The sequence below is a fragment of the Paenibacillus polymyxa genome, from assembly GCF_015710975.1.
Lineage (GTDB): Bacteria > Bacillota > Bacilli > Paenibacillales > Paenibacillaceae > Paenibacillus > Paenibacillus polymyxa.
In genome coordinates, this window is sequence record NZ_CP049783.1 from 4,975,652 (window position 1) to 4,997,126 (window position 21,475).

Sequence of the window (21,475 nt, forward strand, 5' to 3'; positions counted from 1 at the left end):
TTATACCAAAAAGGTTAGAGAGGATAACATTACAATTGCGATATCTTACAACTGAGTAGTTTATAAAAAAACGTGTCTGGGTCGCCCTTTGAAGGGGTCATCCAAACACGTTTCATTTTTACCCTGATATGATATTGATGATTCCTATCGTGTTTCCCTAAAATTGTACTTTTCAGGATACATGTTCAAACTGGCTGTTGTATAAATCGGCATAGAATCCGTTTTTACCTAGCAATTCCTCATGATTACCCGTTTCAATAATGTTACCGTCCTTCATAACCAGAATCAGATCGGCGTTCTTAATCGTTGAGAGACGGTGGGCAATCACAAAGGAGGTTTTCCCAACAGTAAGTCGGTCCATCGCTTGTTGAATCAGTAACTCCGTACGCGTATCGACCGAACTTGTGGCCTCGTCCAGAATGAGCATGGGCGCATCTTCAATCATGGCTCTTGCAATGGTAATCAATTGCTTTTGACCGGCAGAGAGATTAGCTTTGTCGTCTAGCACTGTATCATAACCCTGCGGTAAAGTTTTAAGGAAGCTATGCAGACCCACTGCTCTACATGCGGCTTCTACCTGTTCATCGGTAACATGCTCTTTGGAAAAGACGATATTCTCACGAATCGTTCCTTCAAACAGCCATGTATCCTGCAGTACCATGCAGAATAATTTATGAACATTCTCACGTGTTAATTGGCTGATCGGAGTTCCATCAATATAAATTTCCCCTCCGTTCAGCTCATAGAACCGCATGAGCAAATTCACGAGCGTCGTCTTACCGGCACCTGTAGGGCCAACAATGGCAATTTTCTGACCAGCTTCAGCTTTCATAGAGAAATCTTTGATAATCATATGGTCTTCATTATAACCGAAACGGACATGCTTAAATTCGACATCCCCTTTGGCGTTATCCAGCTTCATGGTCTTGTCGCTCTCATCCACCAATTCTTCTTCACCCAGAAATTCGAATACACGTTCACTAGCAGCTGCCGCCGATTGCAAATTGGTTGCAGCCTGCGCCAACTGTGACAAAGGCTGTGTAAACAGACGAATATACACCATAAAGGCCACGATAGTTCCGATCGTTATAACATGTTGGTTCACCAGCAAAGCGCCCACGATACAGACCGCAACATAACCGAAATTCCCGATGAACATCATAACCGGCATCATCAGGCCAGACATGAACTGGGATTTCCATGCATTTGTATACAAGCGGCCATTAATGCCATGAAACACTTCTTTGGCTGCTTTTTCTCCGTTATATACCTTGACTACGTTATGCCCAGCATAGGTTTCTTCGATATGACCGTTGATCTGGCCAAGCTCTGCTTGCTGTGCTACAAAATATTTCTGTGAATGCTTCATAATTACGGTCATCAGTGAAAAACCGATCAGCGTAGCTACAATCCCAGTAATGGTCATGATCCAGTTCGTATATAGCATCATAATCAATGCACCCACAAAGGTTGCCAGTGCGCTGACAAGCGTGCCGAGACTGTTGTTTAACGTTTGTCCAATCGTATCGACATCATTGGTCACACGGCTAAGCACATTACCATAGCTCGTAGCATCAAAATACTTCAAAGGCATATGATTGATTTTTCGGGACAGCTCTGTCCGCATCTTCTTTGTAAGACGCTGTGACACGGTTACCGTAATGAATCCTTGGAAATAATTAAAGATAAGGCCGAGACCATACAAAACTACCAATACAAGAACAATCTTCTGAACAGCATTCACATCAATCCCTGTTACGATTCCTTCCTGGATCAGGTTGGCAATATCGCTGAGCTTATCTGGACCAATCACGTTGAAGACGGAACCGGCCAGCGCCAGCACCATTGAGAGTATGATCATAGGCATATAGGCCTTGATGTAGGATAAGAGCTGGCGAATGTTCTTTTTAAAATCATTCGCTTTTTTACCAGTTCCCATCCCTTCCGTAGGACCTCTACCTATGGGACCTCGCTGTTTCATTTCGATGTGCTTACTGCCGACGGTGTGTTCATTCTTGTCCATGTACGAGTTCCTCCTTCGAAAGCTGCGAATAAGCGATCTCCTGATAGGTGCTGCAATTCGCCATCAGCTCTTTGTGTGTGCCGTTCCCTACAATCTCGCCCTGGTCCAGAACGATAATCCGGTCAGCGTCCTTAATGGTGCCTATGCGCTGAGCAACAATGAGTGTCGTAGCATGGCCGGTTTCTTGTTTAAGCGCCGAGCGCAGAATCCGGTCTGTTCTGTAGTCCAATGCCGAGAAGGAATCATCGAAGATATAAATCTCCGGCTGACGGTAGATGGCACGCGCAATGGACAGACGCTGCTTTTGACCACCGGACACGTTCGCTCCACCTTGTGAAATCCGTCCTTGATACTGACCGTCCATTTTTTCGACAAACTCCGTGCCTTGGGCAATCTCCACGGCTGTTTTGACGAGTTTCTCCGAAGCTTCTGCTCTTCCGTTATCGCCATACGAAACATTGGATGCCACTGTACCGCTGAAAAGTACGGCTCTCTGTGGGAGATACCCGATTTTGTTATGGAGTGTCTGCTGCTTATAGTTTCTGACATTCACGCCATCCACGAGCACCTCTCCCTCAGTCACATCGTAGAAACGAGAAATCATATTGATTACGCTGGTTTTACCGCTGCCTGTTGCGCCAATAAAGGCAACCGTCTCGCCTTGTTTTGCCGTAAAGCTAATGTTGCGAAGCACAGGCTCCTCCGCATCCGGATATTTAAAGCTGACATTACGGAATTCCACCTGACCCATAACGCCCTCTTCTCCAGCTGTCTCATGCCCGTCAATGATGCGGGATTCGGTATTCAATACCTCCATAATCCGTTTGGCAGAAATCGAAGCTCGAGGCATCAGGAAGAATATCATACTTACCATCATAAAGGCCATGACCACCTGCACCGCATAAGATGAGAATACGACCATATTAGAGAATAGCGAAATGCGGTCCGGCACGGCCGTTCCGTTAATCAGGTAAGCGCCAATCCAATAAATCGAGACACTCAGACCCGACATAATAAAGGTCATGCCCGGACCAACCATTGTCATTAACCGGTTCGCAAACAGGTTTGTATTCATCAATTCGGTATTGGCCTGCCCAAACTTCTCCTCCTGATACTGATCTGCATTATAAGCGCGCACTACGCGAAGCCCCGTCAGATGCTCACGTGTTACCCTGTTCAGATTATCAGTGAGACGTTGGATTTTTTGGAAACTGGGGAGAGCAAAAATAACAATGACACTCAGCATCAGGATCAGGACAGCCACAGCCACTCCTGTAGAGGCAGTCCACTGCCAGTTTTTATCTGCGATCTTTGCAATGGCCCACACGGCCAGAATCGGCGCCTTGATGATCACCTGCAACCCCAGCGCAACCACCGTTTGAATTTGGGTAACATCGTTCGTGGAGCGGGTAATAAGGCTGGCTGTTGAAAAGCTGTTCATCTCTTCCATCGAAAAAGATAAGGCCTTGTCAAAGACCATCGCACGCAGGCGCATGGCCAGTCCTGCCGCGACCTTTGCCGCAAAAAAGCCGACAATAATAGATGCAATCATACTGCCGACAGCACATAACAGCATATAAATACCGGGAATCAGCAGGTCCGACATCGGCGTTCCTGCAGTTTGCAGCTTGGTTGTAATTTCGGCCATATAATCAGGCAGCTTCAAATCCAGCCACACCTGCACAACGATGAAGGCCAAGCTGCAAAGCACGAACATCCATTCATTTTTCTTGAGATATTTGAATATCTTCAGCATTCTGTTGTTCTCCTTTATCTGAAAATCTTAGGTGTTTGGTGCAATTAACGTATCCTGCATACGTCCTCTACATAGGAATTTAGCTTTTAGAGACAATAAGCTTGATGAGTCGAATAAACTCTTTGGCATCCTGTTCGTCCAGCTTTCGAAGAATTTTCTCGCTCCATGCGACTCCTTCGTTATACCTGTCCATCATAAATTGCTTGCCTGAATCCGTAATGAATACAATCACCTTACGTTTGTCGTTAGCATCCGTACGGCGTACAACCAACCCTTTCTTCTCCAAACTTTTCAGCGCCGTTGCTATCCGTCCCGTACTGACGGACAAGTATTCGCTCAAATGGCCCGAAGTAACCCCGTCCTGATGACTCAAAGCAATGAGAATTCCCATTTCACCACGAGAGAAATGCACTCGTTCCTCTAATGCCGGTTTGCGCGATTTGACGATACACTCGAATAGTTCGGTTGCCGATGCTTTATAGTCCATTGGCCGTACCACCTTCTGTATTTATCTTATACTGTAAGATAATAATGACATCTGGATATAAAGTCAATTCGGAAAAATATGGAATGGTTGGAGAAAGATAAATTATTCACAATTGCTACAAATAAAAAAAGCTGCGATTTTCGCAGCAATAATGTGTTAATGATAGTTTCTCTTATTTATTATCAACTGTTCCTCATGGTGAGAAATCTTTGGACAAAAATACTGGCTTCATCAATGGTTTGTTTTACAGTAGAAGCAGCAGGTTGGTCGTTAGCTAACCGAAGACCCTGGCCCGCCCAAAGTGACATATACTCGGGGCTGTTCGCTTTTGCAGCCGCCTGACGAATGTCCCGGGTCATCGCGTTTTGAATAGGGTAAGCAGGAATTGTTCTCTTTCAATTATAGAAAAACTGGCGCCCAACGGAATATCGACACCAGTTTTTGACCGTACATCTTTTCCAATATTGTGGCTTGACTAAGAAATGCTGAATGAGATTCAACTGAATGAATAAACAAATGTTAGAATGATGCTTTTAGGCAAATTATTGATCAGTGCTATTCAATAGATTCAAGCTTCCATTGTTGATTATAATTGGATGTATACCGCCATTGCTGGATAGGAACTCCCTCTGCAGTGGATAGGCCTGTGACATCAGCTGGCTTATTGGAAATGACAGGAGTGATGCGATAGTAACCATCTCCTGTAGAGATAAAAGCAAATTTTTGTTGATCTTGGTCAGTACTAGCAGCCAGTTGGAATTTAGCGCCATGATCCAGAGAGCCATTTGTTACCTCGAGTGAACGTCCACTCTGCACATTCTTGATACTGTATTGACCGCCACCTAGATGCGTAACACTCCATTGCTGATTTTCTTTACCTGCATAGGTTGATTTAATTACATTTGCACCTTCTATCGTATTATCGGCTTCCATGACCTTGCCGTCCAAACGCACGATGAAACGATAAATACCATTAGAAACATTTCCATCAGGAATGCTTGCTTTATCTCCGCTGCCAGCTGGCCGGGTATAGAGAAGAGTTCCGAAACCAAGTTGGTCAAACGTTGATGGATATTTCAAATTCGGACCACCTTCGGTACTTTCCAGAGCCATTCGGGCAGCAATATTGGGTGCAGACAGACCTTTTCGATTGACATAGTGGTTATAGATCATTGCCCAGATGGGCCGCATTTCATTGCGACTGGCAGGCGATATTCCGGATTGACTATTTATCGCGCCGTTTCTACCTGATCCCCATTCATAAGTTGTAAATGGCACATCCTCGCCATTGTTGTACTTGGCAACATATTCAGCAGCACGCAGAAAACGATTGTCCGCCCATCCATAAAGGTCATCTCCCTGATTCCACGCCATTTCAGCAATTGTGGCCATTAAACCAATACCTAATTGAGTATGCGCTTGGTCCCTTCCAGACTCTTGCCATTGGGCAAGACCATCAGGATGAAGGAATGGAATCGCATTATAAATGGACCCATTTCCTGCACCATTTTTAAAATATTCAACACCGATATCATAAATATCCCGGCGGTCACAGAATATTCCGATTGCAATGGTGGCAGCCATATTGCTTAGATCCCAGTTCGCCCAGTAATTCTGTATATATGAATCATTATGACTATTGCCATATTCATTGCCAATAAGGAATCTCTCGTTCAATGGTTTGTAAAATACGGTAAGAAGCATGTTCTGCATTTGTTCCACATTAAACCCCGGATAATCTCTCATAAGTTCTGCTGCATTAGCCAACTCATATCCATAAATTCCCGCCGCTAAGTAGCGATCAGCATTGCCGGAGATCGTTTTAAGATTAGAGGACCAGGCATTCAAAATATCACGAGCTGTATCTCCATTTGCGGTGTCCCCTGTAATTTTCCAACGAAGTGCATTCTGATAAGCACGAGCTATATCATTGTAAAACACAGCTACATTTTGCCCACTTCCTCCCCGGATAATGGTAGAAGTAGCGCGTGGTTTCCATCCAGCCTGTGATAGTGGACTGGACAGCAATTGATTCCAACCATCCAAATAGGGTTGTCTGCCTTCATGAATCATTTGCTTCATTCGGTCAAAATCTTCTTTCGTATGTAATAGGCCAGGATGAGCAAATCCAGTGGATGCTGCAGCTTTCGGCAATGTTTTCTCAGTGAATCCAAATGCACTTATTACTAGGCAAAAAATAATTGATACTAATAGTGTTCTTTTCAACAATTTACATTCTCCTTATATTAGTGTATTTAAAATAAATCCTCTGCTATTTTTTTCGATCCCTCCTTTATGAATTCTCCTTTGAGTTGGTATATATACCTGTTTTTTCTGCGCTATTATGTTTATCGGTACTTCGATGTTTGATAATAGTAATATCTTAAAAAATAGTTCTTTTGAACTGTTAGCTGAAGGATTTGAAAGGCAAAAGGTTGTTAACTCAAAAAAGCCGCCAATTAGGCGACTTCTTAAATGGTACATGCTCATCAATTTTCTTCATTTTTATTTCCAGTTTCATTGTGGTTATTTCGAAGACTAGGGTTGAGGGCAACTTTGTGAAGACGGTAACCAATTGTACTGGTTGTTCATAACCCTCACAAGGATAGAGACTATCAGATGCTTAATGAATGAAAAAAACGATTTAGATGCTCGGCAAACAATTTAGGATAAGGGATTAGTTCTAACATCTCTACGAATGATCCTGGCCACCTATGAGTCAGCAACAGTGGTCGCTCGGATGTCCCTTCACCTCGAACGTGCACAAAGTGTATGTCGAAGCCGTTCACCTGTTCAATAAACTGTGGGAAACGGTTTAGCCATGCTTCCCTGTTCACGCCAAGAGATTGGCGGGGAGCTTTTCACTTACGAGAGAAGGCATCTGAAGCTCAGCCCATTAGGGAGTGAATTAATACCTCTAGCAGAAGATCTACTGGCTACTCATGACCAGATTAGAAATATACGAAGCAACCAGGAGGTTAAAAGCGTTGTAAGGGTGGCTGCACCAGAGTCTTTAACGATTTCTAGATTAAGTCCGATTATTAGGGAGTTCTCTTTAAAATATCCTCATGTCAAATTCATCCTTACCAACGGTACATGTGAACAAAACCAGGTTGACTTAATTAGTGGACGTGTAGATGTGGCTTTGATGGTCTACCCGGAAATACATCCGGAAAAATGCATTCATTATTCTTTGGTCAAGGAGAACATTGTCCTGGTGTGCAACAATGACGGTCCATACCATTTTGATGAATACAAGCGAGAGAACACCAACCATTGTTTTATTACGAATGAAGAAGGCATTTTAGATAAAGACCAAGAACGCTCAATACCTGACTACGGGTATGTATTGGTGGAGATAATAGCATTAGCTTCCCTATTTCAGAACTGTAGTAATTTCAGTTCCACACCAAGGAGACTTAAGAACCATGAAAATTGTAATTTTATATTTCATCTTGGCTTTGTTAGCATTGTCGATGACCATCTTAATCGATTTACTGTCAGGAATGAGCCTATTTGAAGCATTTCACTCTATCCGGGCGGCCTTCGCCAACACAGCCATACCAGAGGTAATTGTCATGGTGTTTTTTCTATTTCTTCCTTTTGTTAATGTCATTACAGCAGCTGTACGGAAAAGGAGTCTGAGGAAATAACTAAGCTCAACGCTTATCGCTTATCGCAATAGCCCTAATCTTTTGCGTACCCGGTGGACAACGAACAACAGAATGGGAATGGCCGTGAATAGAACAGACAGGATATAGCGCAAAAAGAATGCTCCCTCTTCCAAATGCCTTGGATAATTCTCCGCACTGATCAGCGAACCAAACAGAACAACAACACCAACAGGAATGGCCAGTCTTCGGGTATCTTGTACTTTGAATAAGTCCGCAGTCACAGCTATGACGGCGTAACAATAGAGGGTCATTTTAAAGAATACTCCTATAATTAAAGTTAAAATAACAAGAGCATCCAACCGTTGGATAAAATTTGCCAGGTTAACCAGTGTTATCGTAGTGTACATGGGAAAGGTACTTCTCTCATATATATTTTTTCCAAGTACTGAAATTTCGATAGCATGTGTAGAACAAAGCAGGATGCCGCTTAAAACGATAGCCGCAATCCCTGTTTTTCGGGACTGACAAGATTTTTGCAGATGAGGGAAAATTGTAGTCATGCAGATCAGCTCGCCAAAAGGGAAAGTTAAAATATTGGGAAAAGCCGACCTAAGAGCCTGCTTCCAATCCACAGCATGCAGCGGAAACAGATTTTTAAAATCAACCAGCCCCGTAGCAATCACGACAAAAAAACATATGAAACCCATGAAAAAAATAACTATCAGATAAATTTCTGACGTTCTAAAAAACACTTCAACCCCCTTATTCAGAATATATATGACAGCAGTGACCATAATGGCATTGATTATGAATACCGGCGTTTGGTCATAGGAAGCAGCGATCAGCAGGTCACCGGATTCGCGCAAGATTCTGGACCCATTAAACACTAAAACAGGAATGTACAGAAAACTCAATGGCCACCCAATAGTTTTACCCAGGATTTTTTGGGTATATCCGCTGATGATCAGATTAGGATATTGACAGTACAAATCATGAAATATCAGATACAAAAGCACTCCCCCAGGCAAAGCTAGAAGGATCGATAACCATATAGTATGTCCAGTTTCAAGCCCGATGGGAATCACAATGGCCGTTCCTAATTCAAATAAAATAATCATGGCAAACAATTGATTTGTACCAATAACTTCTTTTTTCATCACTTCTGCTCCGCTTCCTTTTAGTTAAATTGATCCTTATTCATGTACGGCTTTAACCTCATTCCTGTCCCTCGGATATAAGCCTCTACACGAATGTCCAGCTTGCCTTGGGCAAACAAGGAGTCCCACTGCTCTTTTACTGCTTCCCACTCCTTCGGACGGAGACGTTTCAGTTCATTGCCAAAACCAAAAATGTCACTTTTTAACCGCTGAGCTGCTTGTATGGACTGGATTACTTCTTCTTTCGTATGCTCGGCCAATTGCTCTTCCAACTTCATGATCTCATCCGCACTACTGAAGTCTACAAATCCCCGTGTTTCGTTCACTTTTCCTTCCTCTTGAATGTGAACATGAAAAACGGGTATCCCCCCTGAAGCTCTACGTTTATATCCGTTTTGGAATAATTTATATGGACTGCGACCGATGCTTCCATATTTTCTGTATCAATGTTGACTATGGTTTGATCTATCTTGTTCTGAACCCATAAGGTACCCTTGGCCTCGGAGCCTTCCAGCCACGCTGTTAGTTTCCCTTTTTTGAACACTCCAAGCCCATTTATTGAGAGAATAGCCTTCACTTCCGTCTGTTCCAAACTTGCTTTCTTCTTGCCTTCTTCCCTGTCTCCGATAATTCGGATGCCACTAATAGCCACTTCTCCTTCCCCAGTGATTTCATTAATTAATTCAAAAATATTGATATTCTTGTTTTCTCCCCATATTTTCGCCGTGTTTTTAGCTTTCTTGACCATGCCTATCGCAGGCAGACTCTCTATAGGTAGCAGGATTTTCAGAACAGCATTAGCATCAACACCTCTTGAAACCAGAACAGTAGAGTTCAACCTAAGCTCGTGAGACCTTTCAAACACATCAAAAATCTCATTTATTCCTCTTCTGGCGAACGCTTCCCCGATAACAACAAGCTGCGTGTGGGCAAAAAACAACTGTCTTGCTGTCTTTTTCGATGTTTTGCGAAATGCGCCAAATAAAGTCCTGTCCGTCGTAGAATAGACCGTAGTGGTAGATTGTCCTGTATTTGCGCCCGTACTTGTGGCCGTCGACGAAGGATTCACAATTTGAAAAGTGACCTCATATTCCTCTTTATCTGGGGCTTTATCGATTCCAATGCCGGTTACGATCGCCAGTTCATTTAGTTCCCGTCTGTTCCAGCAACTTGTCAGCAGTATAATTATAAGAATACAAAGTATGATTCGCAGCAGCCCTTTATCCTTCATTCGGCTTGCCCCCCTCTTTACCTAATACGTTTATTGGGCTTTTTCTGACTGATTAAGCGCGGTCGGGTCTTCATGAATTGGAAGGGTAATCGGAAGAAGGCATCATGCTGATTCTGGGCTATAAACGGACCCATAGGAGACATATACGGAACCCCTAAGGAGCTTAGACTACACATATGCGCAATCATTATAAAGCTAAACACGCACACGCCGTAGAGCCCCATAAATGCCGCTATGAACATAATGACGAATCGAAGAATTCGCACCGAAAGAGCCATGTTGAACGCCGGGGTGGCAAGACTGGAAATACCCGTGAGAGAGACAGCGATGACTATGGCTGGAGTAACAATGCCTGCCTGCACCGCTGCCTGCCCAATTACCAACCCTCCGATAATCGATACTGTCTGTCCAATTGGGCTTGGCATTCGAACGCCAGCTTCACGGATAATCTCAAACGTCACTTCAAGCAGGAGTATCTCAATAAAAGTAGGGAAGGGTACATTTTCTCTCTGGGAGGCCAGATTAATCAACAGCGGGGTCGGGATCATTTCCTGATGAAAGTTCAGAGCTGCCACAAACAGACCGGGGCCTAACAAAGAAATCGCCAGACACATAAATCTCAATAACCGGATCAAGGATGAGATGTCATATCGCTGGTAGTAATCTTCAACTGCATGAAAAAACATAAAAAAGGTAGTAGGCGCAATTAGCACGAAGGGCGTTCCATCAACAAAAATGGCAATTCGCCCCTCCAGCAGATTACCTGCTACACTGTCCGGACGCTCGGTATTATAGAGTGTTGGAAAAGGTGAATATTTGTTTTCTTCAATTAGCTGCTCTATGTACCCTGATTCCAGAATGGAATCGATACGGATACCCTGTAACTTTTGCTTTAGGTTCTGTATGGTCGATTCTTTTGCGATGCCGTTTATGTACATGATAGCCACATCTGTTTGTGTAACAGCACCGATTTTCATCGTTTCAATCCATAGATTGACGTTTTTTATCCTCCGGCGGACCAGGGAGAGATTTGTCCCAATGGATTCCGTAAAACTTTCTTTGGAACCGCGGATGGCTACCTGGGTAGAAGCCTCTGTGACCGCTCTGACCTCGCCCCCGCTGGTGTTCCCGCTAATAGATTTGGCCATTCCATCCACTAGAATTATCGTATTTCCAGATAAAAGGGCTTCAAAAAGCTCCTTCCAGTCATTAAGTACTTTTTCTTCACCGATACTCAAGGCTTTGTCTTTCATAAATTGATAAATTCCGCTTACCGATTTGACTTCCGGACCTCCCCAGTTGGGAGTGTCAAAGGCCATAATGTGCGTAATAAACTCATCGACGATGTTTTTATCATTTAAACCGTTGAGATATACAGCAGCCACCTCTATATGTGAAGTTACCAGCTCAAATTTACGAATAATAATATCAGGGCTGTTTCCAAGCCGGGACCTGATTTCCTTCAAGTTGTTTGCTAAATTCATGGAGATCAAGGGGTCTTCATTACTGGGCATCATCTACACCTCCTGCCCATACTATTTGCTGTCCAAACCTGTTTTATGCAGTATATGGGAATTTTATTATCGGTAATCAGGCCGCTGCTAGATTTTTACTCCTGTATGCCAAAAAGATTACAGTATGTTCACCTTTAATACTCTGAAATATACTGAAAGAAAAAGAGAGTAGCTGAGAACAAAAATCAAAACTTGTATCGTTACCGTACTTCCTCACCCTCAACATTACAAAAATTGACATTTCGGATGAAAATAAGTAGTATAATTAGAAAGATTTATATAAAAAAAGGAACCCTTTCCTCATTCCCCTCTATTCAAATTCCTATTTCTATCTATCCTATTTTAAGGAGTGAAAATGCTATGCGCGCACGAATGGTAAAAGCGAATACAAGGAATGTAATCGGTAGCTATTGCAAATGGATCGCGGCTGGGATGATTGTAACTCTCACGGGATGCTCGCTTGCATCCGCCGCTCCTTCACCTTCACTCTCATCCCCAAGTAAAACTAGTGAATCTACCTCCTCCCTGGTTACATTTCAATTGCAAGAGGCTACGATTGCTCAGATGCAGGACGCGATGAAGTCAGGAGCACTGTCGAGTGTCGAGCTCACAGCCATGTACCTCAACCGGGTATACGCCTATGATTCTAGTGGCATTCGGCTGAATTCAATCCCTGTTCTAAATCCCAATGTGCTAAAAGAAGCTGCTCAGGCTGATCAGCTAAGGGCACAGGGGATTAATACCGGGCCTCTGCAAGGCATCCCCTACACAGTTAAAGACAGTTACAAGGTTAAAGGACTCACTGTTGCTTCTGGATCTCCGGCTTTTAAAAACCTGATGGCAAAAGATGATGCCTTTACTGTAGAGAAGATACGCAAATCCGGTGGAGTGCTAATTGGTAAAACCAACATGCCGCCAATGGCAGCAGGAGGAATGCAAAGAGGCGTTTATGGCCGTGCTGAAAGTCCGTACAATCCAAATTATTTGGCTGCAGCCTGGTACTCTGGCTCCTCTAACGGATCTGGCGTGTCAACAGCCGCCAACCTTGCTGCCTTTGGTATGGGGGAAGAAACAGTATCTTCTGGAAGATCACCAGCATCTAACAATGGTTTAATTGCCTACACGCCATCGCGGGGCTTAATCTCCATTCGGGGGAATTGGCCGCTTTTTCCTATACGGGATGTCGTGGTCCCACATACAAGAACTGTCGAGGACATGCTCCGCTTGCTTGACGTGATTGTTGTAGAGGATAAAATCACAAAAGGTGATTTCTGGCGAGAACAGAAAGCCGTTCGCCTCCCTTCTGTCAACAGTGTTCGTCCCAATTCCTATCTAGAGCTGCGAGATACTCAAGCTTTGAAAGGCAAACGAATCGGTGTTCCGAAAATCTATATCGGTAAGGACCATGAAACCACAACTCCGATTAAATTCAGACCTTCAATACAAGCATTATGGGAAAAAGCTGTAAAGGATTTAACAGCTCTTGGAGCTGAAGTTGTGGAAGTTGACTTCCCTTTGCAAGTGAACAGCGAGAAGGACCGACCAACAGCGAAAACACCTGAAGAACGTGGTTTGATGCCGGCAAAATGGAGTGAAAAGGAATTCGGGCTGCTTAATCCTTATGCAGCTGAGGAATTCCTTAAAAGTGTGGGCGATCCGAATTTCCCGTCATGGGCTAATATCGACCCTGCAACTGTCTTCCCGAATCCGCCCGGTTCGGTAGATGCCAAACGTGGCAGAGACCTTGGTCACTATGACGTATTCATTGAAACCATAAAGAAAGGCGTCACCCCTTTCGAACAAATTCCTCAGTTTCATGAAGGGTTGCGGGGGCTGGAAAATGTACGAAAGATAGATTTTGAAAATTGGATGAAGCAAAACAACCTTGATTTTATTGCTTTCCCGGCCAATTCGAATATTGGCAAGGCTGATTCTGATGTGAATGAAACGTCTTATGAGGAGGCTTGGGAGAATGGCAACTATTTCTCCAATACGAATTTCCTTCTACGCGAGTACGGGATCCCAAGTGTGTCTGTGAGTATGGGCGCAATGAAGGATACGGGTATGCCCGTCAATCTGACGATGGCAGGTGCCGCATATAGCGATAATGACCTGCTTCGATACGCTTATTCCTATGAGCAGGCAACCAAAAACCGTCCTATTGCAACACGCACGCCAGCGCTTGAGGATGAAACCTTTTCCTATAACCCGCAAACTGCTCTTCCACCCTCTAAACGCAAGGAAACAGGAGCCCCTGCACTTAAGTTGAATGCTTCGGTCAAAGACGATGTTCTCGCTTTGGAAGGTTCAGTCACAGATCAAAGCGAAATCGCGCAGCTCAAAGTTTATGTCAATGGCATGCGTGTCGCTATTACAGAAGATAAAGCTAATTGGTCAGCAGCGCTCCCAACTACTAAATTCAAGCAGGGAGGCGCCTCCCAAGCTGATACACTGCATATTCTCGTGCTGGCGAAGGATATTTACGGAAATACCGCAGCTCAAATCAAGTCTGTCACTTTACCCTAATGACGAAGGACATCATGGTCTTAGCAACGGGATCATTGAGCTGGGCAGGCTGGAGGTTGGTCAGATGAAGCTGTAACTTCCAGCTCTTTGAATTAAATATTTAAATTAGCAAACTCCCTCGCTGCTTTCGCAGTATAGGGAGTTTTTCTTCAAATCCCATCATTATTCAGCTTACCTGCTTCAGTCCAACCGCTGAACTGAGTACTATCGCAATGAATAAAATTCTCGTGGTATTACGTGATTCACCATAAAGGATCATATCCAGTATGGCCCCGACCAAAGCTCCAATACCAGTTTTTGATAACGCTGCAAATGTAGTGCGGAACTAAAGCAGCAATGAAAAAAAGCCTGAGATCATACTGCATACAGCAGTTTTTCTCCCAGGCTCTTATCCCTCCGTGACACAGTACAACGACTGTGAGTTTTCTCTTGGACCAGCCGATATGACATCGCGGAACCCTAGAAAATCTTTTTAAATTCAATTATAGTATTAATGTTTTGGTCATTATGAAATCAATCTGTTCTTCATCCCCCATATAAAAAGAGTGTGCACCCGTTTGAACAAACCCCATTTTCTCATAAAAAGCAATGGCATTTTCATTTTTTTCCCATACACCGAGCCAAACCTTCTTTTTATGATGTCCCAGTGCAATTTCGATAGCTTTATTTAACAGATGCTTACCCAGCCCATGTTTTTGAAATTTGTTTTTAATATAAATCCTCTCCACTTCGAGTGACTCATCACCCATTTTTTCGGATTGGGCATCATTTATATTAATCTTCAAATATCCGGCAAGTTCTTCATTGAAATAGATGAAAAAGATTTCTGAAGAGACATTAGCCAATTCCTTATCCAGCTGTTTCAAGTTAAATGCTCTTTCCAGATAGGCTTGCATATTTTCAGGTGAATTTTGATCTTTAAAAGTATCGTTGAAGGTTTCAATGCTTATTTCTTGGAGTATTTGTACATCTTCACGGCTGCATTTGATCATTTTCACATTCATTATAACTATATCGCTCCTTCATATAAATCAATTAATAATTTCTTTTGTTCCCTTTTTTCACGAATTCCCATTCATCACTTATATTTTTTCTTACTCTTTGAAGAAGAGTAAAAATAGTGTTTACTTCACTTTCCGAAAATCCCGCTAATGCAACTTGATCCGAATAATCATGTTCTCTTTTTATGAAAGGATAAACACTGTTTCCTTTTTCTGTTGGAAAGAGTTTATTAATTTTTTTGTTATGCTGATCCTCTTTCTTTTCAATAAAACCATTAATTACAAGTTTTTGGATAGCGCGAGATGCTGTTGTTCGATCTACTTTTATCATCTCAGCTAACTTTTCTTGAATAATTCCTGGGTTTTCACATATTCGTACAAGGTATAAATACTGTCCTTTTGTAAGGTCATATTCTTTGAATTCAATATTACTGATAGAATCTAATGCCCTTGCTATCATTCCAATTTCACGAAGTACTTCCTTCATAATGAACTCCTTTGCCCCTATTTTGTTGCAAATGCAATAAACATAGTATATATTTAATCTACCCTAATTTTGTTGCATTTGCAACTTGAAATTATAATAAAGAGGTCGAGTAAAGTGAAATATGTTTTTTTTGTAATAGGAATTTTTATATTATCCCTTGGTATTTCTTTCACTATACAATCAGACCTTGGGACATCACCTTTTGATGCACTATTGGTAGGACTATCCACAAATGTGGGGCTTACTGTAGGAAGTTGGGAAATCATAATGGCTTTAATCTTGATCTGTTGTAATTCACTTTTAAAAAGACAAAAACCAGAAGTTTTGGGGTTGTTAACAGCATTTATAACGGGGATTGGTATTGATATGTGGCTTTTTTTATTGCAGGATTTAATAACACCTGAACTATGGTACAGCAAAGTTGTTTGTTTTGGAATTGGTTTAGTTATTGTGGGATTAGGAACTGCAACCTATTTACAGACAAACTTTGCACCCATTCCAGTTGACCGATTAACCATAATCATACAAGAATTAACTGGAAAAAATCTATTTTTTTCGAGAACATTCATTTACCTTATCTTCTTGATCATAGCACTCATTTTAAATGGACCCATTGGCATTGGAACTTTGTTAACTGTTTGTTTAGGGGGGTAATACTCAATTATTTCATGCCCCTCACTGGAAAAGTATTAGACCGCATATTAACACACTCTGGTACATCACCAAATCATGATAAAGATAAAAAGCATTCAATGTAGAATGCTTTTTATCTTTCTTATTCAACTGACCTGATCTGAAGGCATAATATCATTATATTAATTTCAATACAGAATCTTTGTTTTCAGTTTTAAGTTTCTCTAAAAGAATTGGTACAGTTATTTGTCTCTTAATTGGTACTTTAATTGTGTCTAATTCATTTTTATAATGTGTTTGTGTTTTGAAGGTCAATTCATAAAGGAGTGTAACTTTATGTTCCACGGATTATCTGCTTTTCCACTCACCCCGGTGAATGAGACAGGCATTAACGAAAAAGCATTTGTAGCACTGATTCAACGATTAGTTGCAGCTGGTGTAGACTCAATTGGGGCATTGGGTTCAACTGGAAATTATGCATATCTTAATCGAGAAGAACGTTTCCGGGTTCTTCAACTTGCTGTCCACTCAGCAGACGGGATTCCCGTGATGACAAGTATAAGTGCGATTCGTACCTTAGAAGTACTTCGATTAGCGGAAGATGCACAAAAAGCAGGAGCAAGTGCAGTGCTGCTAGCCCCTATCTCCTATCAAGCACTAACGAATGAAGAAGTATTTTCACTCTATGAACAGGTAACCCGTTCACTCTCCATTCCACTTTGTGTCTATGATAATCCAGGTACCTCCCATTTTCATTTCAGTGACGAATTGCACGGCCGAATTGCTGAGTTACCTCATGTTGGTTCTATTAAGATTCCCGGAGTACCTACTGATCCCGAAGCAGCCAAGACACGCATCAAAAAACTACGAGAGTCGATTCCTCCCCATGTAACTATAGGAGTAAGTGGAGATTCATTTGCAGTCACCGGCTTGAATGCAGGTTGTGAAGCATGGTACTCCGTTCTCGCTGGTTTGTTTCCAAAGGCATGTCTAAAAATAACCCGATTGGCCCAGGACGGTTTTGCTGACGAAGCAGAACGACTCTCGACACTACTTGAACCTATTTGGACGTTATTTCATCAGTATGGTAGCCTTCGTGTTGTTTCAGCAGCAGCAGAAATAAGTGGCTTAATCTCAAGTCCCAGTCTTCCTTTGCCCTTACAACCATTGAATCAATCAGCTAGAGAACACTTGAAACTTATACTAAAGAATCTTCAGGAATGAATTGTTTCTTTTACTATTTATCAAAAAAAGAGCGGAATCTCAACATGTATCTAGATTCCGCTCTTTCAGCATGGAGACGCTGCTTTAGCTTAGGACTGTTTTCTTATCGAATCCGTCCAGAGAGCATCCACAGGCGGTAATTCGCTCCCTTGTGTCATATATATCCGGTCGACTCTGAGTTGTGACTTTCGAGCTAAGATCGAAAACAGGTGAACACCACTGGGCAATTCCAAATCCGACAGTAAACACCAATAGTACACTTGAGCGGTGTTATACGTATGCAGTGTGCCCTTGCCCAGTTGTTCGGATAACGGTCTTACTACGCCGTCCAGCGATAAGTAGCATGAATCGGATTGGTCGTTATGATGTCGAACCAAAATCCAAATATGGTAAAGACCTGAATTCGTGATGTTTATTTTGTAATGCATCGCTGGAGCAATATCCGGGTTATCCCACTGCCTTCCAGGCTCAGAGACATGCATGGCGAAACCTGTTCTTCCATTGGTTTCGGCCTGTAAGTGGCTCCAATGAATAGCAGTACCGTCTTTACTGGACGTGAGATATGCATTTTCAGAGTTTTCCAGCGCATATTCGGCTTCGATCGCAACGATGCCGTTCGATTCGATAAACATACCCGCACCAAATTCTTTTATAACATCCTTTGTACCATCAGCATCACAAATGTTTGCATAGCGTTTATCCCCTAACGTGGTCTGCGGAACATCAAAACATTTCAAGAAGATTTCATCGATGGTGGCGTAAAAATCTCTTGTGGCATAAAGGACGACGGGAAGAGGTACTTCATGCTCTCCCGTTTCGTAAAATTGATTACATAATTGTTCGACTTCATTCCAATTCACAGTAGAACTTTCCAGTCCATGATCGGTAACCAGCCTATGATGATGCTCACTGGAAATCGGTCCTAAATTGCTCGTTTTTTGCTCTTTCGTATATATCACGAACTTGTTGATAGTGACATAAGGATCTACCATATAAATTTTTAAGACATGTATACCGGAAGCCAGGTAGGGCAGCTCCACTCTCATTTTCTCACCGTTATTAAAGACGGCTTCCTGCCAAGCCCCCAACCACTCGTCACGAGTCTCTGATTCTACCAGGATGGGTGCTGTATCATCGACTCCAATACCGAAACGAATATTGCCTGTCGAATTTAAAGTAAGAAAACGATGAATCTCTAAGGTAAACTGTCCAGCCTCTTTCAAAAAAATATCGTATCCTAAATATGGATGATTCTTAAGCTCTCCTGCAAGCGGTCGTAGTTCACCGCTCCAGGCCATCATCGCGGCTCCCTCATACCTTGCCATCCCCGGTATGGCCACCCAACCGGACTTATCGGTCGAATCTACACCGGGAACATTATGGTCGTAGGAGGCTGCTGGGATAGACACATACCCGTCTGCCTCTATATGTCCGTAAAACGTTTCAGGAACATTTACACCTTCCTCAACTTGCACCTTTATTGGAACAGATGTCATATCTTTATGGTTTCGGACGGTCAGTTGCGCAGTCTTTCCCGCATGCTTATACGGATCGATGACCGAGACAAGAATTCTTTTCTCCGTTTGGATCGATCCTTCACTTTCGGAAAGAATGATCCAATCTGCGTCTTCCATTACCTCAATCGTGAATGGAATGGTTCCTTTCCCCTGGTTTCCAATCTCGAACCATTTTTGTTTCTGACCATGGATGGAAAAGCGCAGCGTTGTTTCTTCATTCCAAAGGTCGATTCTCATGCCACCTTGAGCAATTTTCAATGCGGGCTTTCGCGCAGGATACAAGGCGGTAGGCGGTGGTGGAAAACTTTCCGGTGTCAGGATTCCGTTCCACTTGCCTTCACTCATTTTTGCGTTATAGAAATGAAGCATTCTTCGTTTGTAGTCCGCCATTTTTACCGAAAGCTCCACATATAGGTCAGCAGCCTGCATGTTTCCGCGCTCATAAGAAAGCGTGTTTCTGTCGGCAAAATAAAACTCATGGTTGGTATAATACGATGCGTGAATTTTCATGAGAAACATCTGGAAAAATGCAACCCGCTCCTGGACCGGAAGGCTGTACATTATGGCATTGCCTCGACGAAAAACATCCTCCAACCGCATTAATCTACGCCCTGCTTCATCACCTAATACAGTTTGTGAAAACACATTGGATTGCATATGTTCGATCTTTCGTACGTTAGTGACCTGTGCAAATGTTTCGTATATTTCCGCAGCTTCAGATCCGTGGTTGCCGGAAAAATTGGCGTTTATCCAAGATTCGACGAATTGAGATGCATTCTTGGTCATTCCTTCTTCTTTGCTGGCTTCCCAGCCAGATCGCAAAAAGAATTCCATATCCTGTTCAAGGGGCTTCAACCCGCCAACATTCAGAATCCACAATTTCCGGATTCCCGATTCATACGATTTTTTCAATTCATTCCCTGTATGGGCCAATGGAATTGAATTGATAAAAAGATAACTCATCGCCGTTCCTGGAGCTGCCCAGTAAGAACTGTGATAATACAAACCGTTGCCTCCACTGCGTTGACGCTCCTTCTCATTCGGATATCGGCGCATATGCCCAAAGTTGTCGTTTGCCCAAATGAGGGTCACACCTTCAGGTAGATCAAGACCTCGGTCATATAGCTCTAATACTTCTTTGTACGGGATAAATGTCCGTAATGAAGCATTTTCTTTTGACTCGCCGATCACGTCCTTGAGAATTTGCTTTTGATCCTGTATGACCTTTCCTAAGAGAGAACTCTTGGCTTTTGCCCGTTCTTCCTTAGACATGGAATTATCCTCATCAATGGACTGCGTATGAAATCCGGAATCATGGATTCCACGCATACCAACTGTATAACACACCTCGTAATTTTTATTCTTCTCAACACTTTCCCGCCAATATTCCTGTAGAATTTCGCGATTTCGACCTTCGATGGAATAATCGTATGAGACGTCGTCATAACCCTTGGCTGCGAGCCATGGCTCCCATTCATTCTGGTTGCTGCGAAGCAACATATCGCAATGCGACGTGCCTACTACAATCCCCATTCTTTCCGCGAGTGCTCCATTTTCGGGATTCTCATTAAAATAATTCACATGCATGGCAGGCCAAATGAAATTGGCTTTCAGACGAAGTAAAAGTTCAAAAATAGATTGATACGCGTCAGGTCCGATTGTGTCATCTTGAGTATGAATCTTGGCCCAGTCATCAAGCTCTTCCTCATCATTCAGGAAAATTCCCCGGTACTGAACCGCTGGCCAATCTGCTTTGGAGAAGTCCAAAGGCAAACAAAATACATCGCAGGTTTTCACCGGTACATCCGCCCAGTAATACCACGGAGACACACCCATCGCCTCGCACAAGTCATAGATTCCGAAGATGGTACCGCGCCTGTCGGTTCCTATGATATATAACACACCGTCAATGACTTCCTGAAGAAATGCTTCCCACCGGTACGAGCCATCCTCCAACACTAGTTTTTTCAGCGATACCCCTTTATCTTGCAGATAAGCGAGTAACAGCTCATTGTCTGTGATCGTGCCGATCACGATGCTGCTTTGGTCCATTTCTTTTGCTCGCACTAGCTTACAACCGCAAACCCAATCAATATCTCGCATAAGATTGCAAAAAGCAAGATGCACTGCGCTGTTTTCCATTTCGGAAACAAAAACAGGCACCGTGTGATTTCTTTTCAACAGTTCAAATTCATTCTGGGTTCCTTGGTGTGACTTCAAGTGTCTAACCTCCTCGTGTGCTCCATTCGGAAGAAAATCTGGTAGCTAAACTATACCTGAATACCAAGCAATAATCTTTTAATAT

General features: G+C 42.9%; 15 protein-coding genes, 3 pseudogenes and 1 riboswitch. Of the genes and pseudogenes, 5 read left to right on the forward strand and 13 right to left on the reverse strand.

The window, feature by feature from the left end:
• Nucleotides 1-172 precede the first annotated feature (172 nt).
• The 6 genes from G7035_RS22800 to G7035_RS27965 all read right to left on the reverse strand — a co-directional run bounded on the left by G7035_RS22800 (nucleotide 173) and on the right by G7035_RS27965 (nucleotide 7,103).
• Nucleotides 173-2,023 carry an ABC transporter ATP-binding protein gene (locus tag G7035_RS22800; RefSeq protein ID WP_019687274.1) on the reverse strand — a complete coding sequence of 617 codons (1,851 nt, stop codon included), beginning with the start codon at nucleotides 2,021-2,023 and terminating at the stop codon, nucleotides 173-175.
• Complete coding sequence (locus G7035_RS22805; RefSeq protein ID WP_019687273.1) at nucleotides 2,010-3,779, reverse strand: ABC transporter ATP-binding protein; 1,770 nt, start codon at nucleotides 3,777-3,779, stop codon at nucleotides 2,010-2,012. The genes G7035_RS22800 and G7035_RS22805 overlap by 14 nt, the downstream gene beginning before the upstream one ends.
• Before the next feature lie 79 nt (nucleotides 3,780-3,858).
• Nucleotides 3,859-4,266 carry a MarR family winged helix-turn-helix transcriptional regulator gene (locus tag G7035_RS22810; protein WP_019687272.1) on the reverse strand — a complete coding sequence of 136 codons (408 nt, stop codon included), beginning with the start codon at nucleotides 4,264-4,266 and terminating at the stop codon, nucleotides 3,859-3,861.
• Nucleotides 4,267-4,448: 182 nt separating this feature from the next.
• On the reverse strand, nucleotides 4,449-4,625 hold the full coding sequence (locus tag G7035_RS22815; protein WP_019687271.1) for a hypothetical protein: 177 nt from the start codon (nucleotides 4,623-4,625) through the stop codon (nucleotides 4,449-4,451).
• 196 nt (nucleotides 4,626-4,821) lie between these two features.
• Complete coding sequence (locus tag G7035_RS22820) at nucleotides 4,822-6,495, reverse strand: RICIN domain-containing protein (protein WP_019687270.1); 1,674 nt, start codon at nucleotides 6,493-6,495, stop codon at nucleotides 4,822-4,824.
• 386 nt (nucleotides 6,496-6,881) lie between these two features.
• Nucleotides 6,882-7,103 (reverse strand): epoxide hydrolase N-terminal domain-containing protein, encoded by a 222-nt coding sequence (locus G7035_RS27965; RefSeq protein WP_080561164.1) that lies wholly within the window; start codon nucleotides 7,101-7,103, stop codon nucleotides 6,882-6,884.
• Here G7035_RS27965 and G7035_RS22830 point away from each other — a divergent pair.
• Nucleotides 7,088-7,786, forward strand: a complete 699-nt coding sequence (locus G7035_RS22830; RefSeq protein ID WP_019687269.1) for a LysR family transcriptional regulator — start codon at nucleotides 7,088-7,090, stop codon at nucleotides 7,784-7,786. The two genes, G7035_RS27965 and G7035_RS22830, sit on opposite strands and share 16 nt — an antisense overlap.
• Nucleotides 7,743-7,919, forward strand: a complete 177-nt coding sequence (locus G7035_RS28000; protein WP_464621282.1) for a YczF family membrane protein — start codon at nucleotides 7,743-7,745, stop codon at nucleotides 7,917-7,919. The genes G7035_RS22830 and G7035_RS28000 overlap by 44 nt, the downstream gene beginning before the upstream one ends.
• A gap of 20 nt (nucleotides 7,920-7,939) precedes the next feature.
• Here G7035_RS28000 and G7035_RS22835 read toward each other — a convergent pair whose 3' ends face one another.
• From G7035_RS22835 to G7035_RS22845, 3 genes and pseudogenes are all read right to left on the reverse strand, one after another.
• Complete coding sequence (locus tag G7035_RS22835) at nucleotides 7,940-9,037, reverse strand: GerAB/ArcD/ProY family transporter (RefSeq protein ID WP_019687268.1); 1,098 nt, start codon at nucleotides 9,035-9,037, stop codon at nucleotides 7,940-7,942.
• Nucleotides 9,038-9,057: 20 nt separating this feature from the next.
• Nucleotides 9,058-10,268 (reverse strand): annotated as a pseudogene (locus G7035_RS22840) (Ger(x)C family spore germination protein).
• 17 nt (nucleotides 10,269-10,285) lie between these two features.
• Complete coding sequence (locus G7035_RS22845; RefSeq protein WP_226888725.1) at nucleotides 10,286-11,785, reverse strand: spore germination protein; 1,500 nt, start codon at nucleotides 11,783-11,785, stop codon at nucleotides 10,286-10,288.
• Nucleotides 11,786-12,142: 357 nt separating this feature from the next.
• On the opposite strand from G7035_RS22845, the gene G7035_RS22850 reads away from it, so the two are divergent.
• Nucleotides 12,143-14,308, forward strand: a complete 2,166-nt coding sequence (locus tag G7035_RS22850; RefSeq protein WP_019687265.1) for an amidase — start codon at nucleotides 12,143-12,145, stop codon at nucleotides 14,306-14,308.
• Between the two features lie 166 nt (nucleotides 14,309-14,474).
• Here the strand turns inward: G7035_RS22850 and G7035_RS27570 are convergent.
• The 3 genes and pseudogenes from G7035_RS27570 to G7035_RS22860 form a co-directional block, all read right to left on the reverse strand.
• A pseudogene (locus G7035_RS27570) lies at nucleotides 14,475-14,603 on the reverse strand (DMT family transporter); the annotation flags it as partial.
• A gap of 80 nt (nucleotides 14,604-14,683) precedes the next feature.
• Nucleotides 14,684-14,782: riboswitch (guanidine-I (ykkC/yxkD leader) on the reverse strand.
• A gap of 8 nt (nucleotides 14,783-14,790) precedes the next feature.
• On the reverse strand, nucleotides 14,791-15,312 hold the full coding sequence (gene paiA / locus G7035_RS22855) for a spermidine/spermine N(1)-acetyltransferase (protein ID WP_019687264.1): 522 nt from the start codon (nucleotides 15,310-15,312) through the stop codon (nucleotides 14,791-14,793).
• Nucleotides 15,313-15,343: 31 nt separating this feature from the next.
• Nucleotides 15,344-15,796: a MarR family winged helix-turn-helix transcriptional regulator gene (locus G7035_RS22860; protein WP_017426905.1), complete on the reverse strand. Its 453-nt coding sequence runs from the start codon at nucleotides 15,794-15,796 to the stop codon at nucleotides 15,344-15,346.
• Nucleotides 15,797-15,910: 114 nt separating this feature from the next.
• On the opposite strand from G7035_RS22860, the pseudogene G7035_RS22865 reads away from it, so the two are divergent.
• A pseudogene (locus tag G7035_RS22865) lies at nucleotides 15,911-16,554 on the forward strand (YczE/YyaS/YitT family protein).
• A 211-nt stretch (nucleotides 16,555-16,765) separates the two neighbouring features.
• Entirely contained in the window at nucleotides 16,766-17,653 is an 888-nt protein-coding gene (locus tag G7035_RS22870) for a dihydrodipicolinate synthase family protein (RefSeq protein ID WP_019687262.1), read from the forward strand.
• A gap of 89 nt (nucleotides 17,654-17,742) precedes the next feature.
• Here G7035_RS22870 and G7035_RS22875 read toward each other — a convergent pair whose 3' ends face one another.
• Complete coding sequence (locus G7035_RS22875) at nucleotides 17,743-21,390, reverse strand: glycosyl hydrolase 115 family protein (protein WP_019687261.1); 3,648 nt, start codon at nucleotides 21,388-21,390, stop codon at nucleotides 17,743-17,745.
• Nucleotides 21,391-21,475 lie beyond the last annotated feature (85 nt).

Excerpts from the sequence above, each read along its gene's own strand:
- G7035_RS22800 (WP_019687274.1), bottom strand. The coding sequence starts at position 2,023 with ATGGACAAGAATGAACACACCGTCGGCAGTAAGCACATCGAAATGAAA.
- G7035_RS22805 (WP_019687273.1), bottom strand. The coding sequence starts at position 3,779 with ATGCTGAAGATATTCAAATATCTCAAGAAAAATGAATGGATGTTCGTG.
- G7035_RS22810 (WP_019687272.1), bottom strand. The coding sequence starts at position 4,266 with ATGGACTATAAAGCATCGGCAACCGAACTATTCGAGTGTATCGTCAAA.
- G7035_RS22815 (WP_019687271.1), bottom strand. The coding sequence starts at position 4,625 with ATGACCCGGGACATTCGTCAGGCGGCTGCAAAAGCGAACAGCCCCGAG.
- G7035_RS22830 (WP_019687269.1), top strand. The coding sequence starts at position 7,088 with ATGCTTCCCTGTTCACGCCAAGAGATTGGCGGGGAGCTTTTCACTTAC.
- G7035_RS28000 (WP_464621282.1), top strand. The coding sequence starts at position 7,743 with ATGACCATCTTAATCGATTTACTGTCAGGAATGAGCCTATTTGAAGCA.
- G7035_RS22835 (WP_019687268.1), bottom strand. The coding sequence starts at position 9,037 with ATGAAAAAAGAAGTTATTGGTACAAATCAATTGTTTGCCATGATTATT.
- G7035_RS22845 (WP_226888725.1), bottom strand. The coding sequence starts at position 11,785 with ATGATGCCCAGTAATGAAGACCCCTTGATCTCCATGAATTTAGCAAAC.
- G7035_RS22850 (WP_019687265.1), top strand. The coding sequence starts at position 12,143 with ATGCGCGCACGAATGGTAAAAGCGAATACAAGGAATGTAATCGGTAGC.
- paiA (WP_019687264.1), bottom strand. The coding sequence starts at position 15,312 with ATGAATGTGAAAATGATCAAATGCAGCCGTGAAGATGTACAAATACTC.
- G7035_RS22860 (WP_017426905.1), bottom strand. The coding sequence starts at position 15,796 with ATGAAGGAAGTACTTCGTGAAATTGGAATGATAGCAAGGGCATTAGAT.
- G7035_RS22870 (WP_019687262.1), top strand. The coding sequence starts at position 16,766 with ATGTTCCACGGATTATCTGCTTTTCCACTCACCCCGGTGAATGAGACA.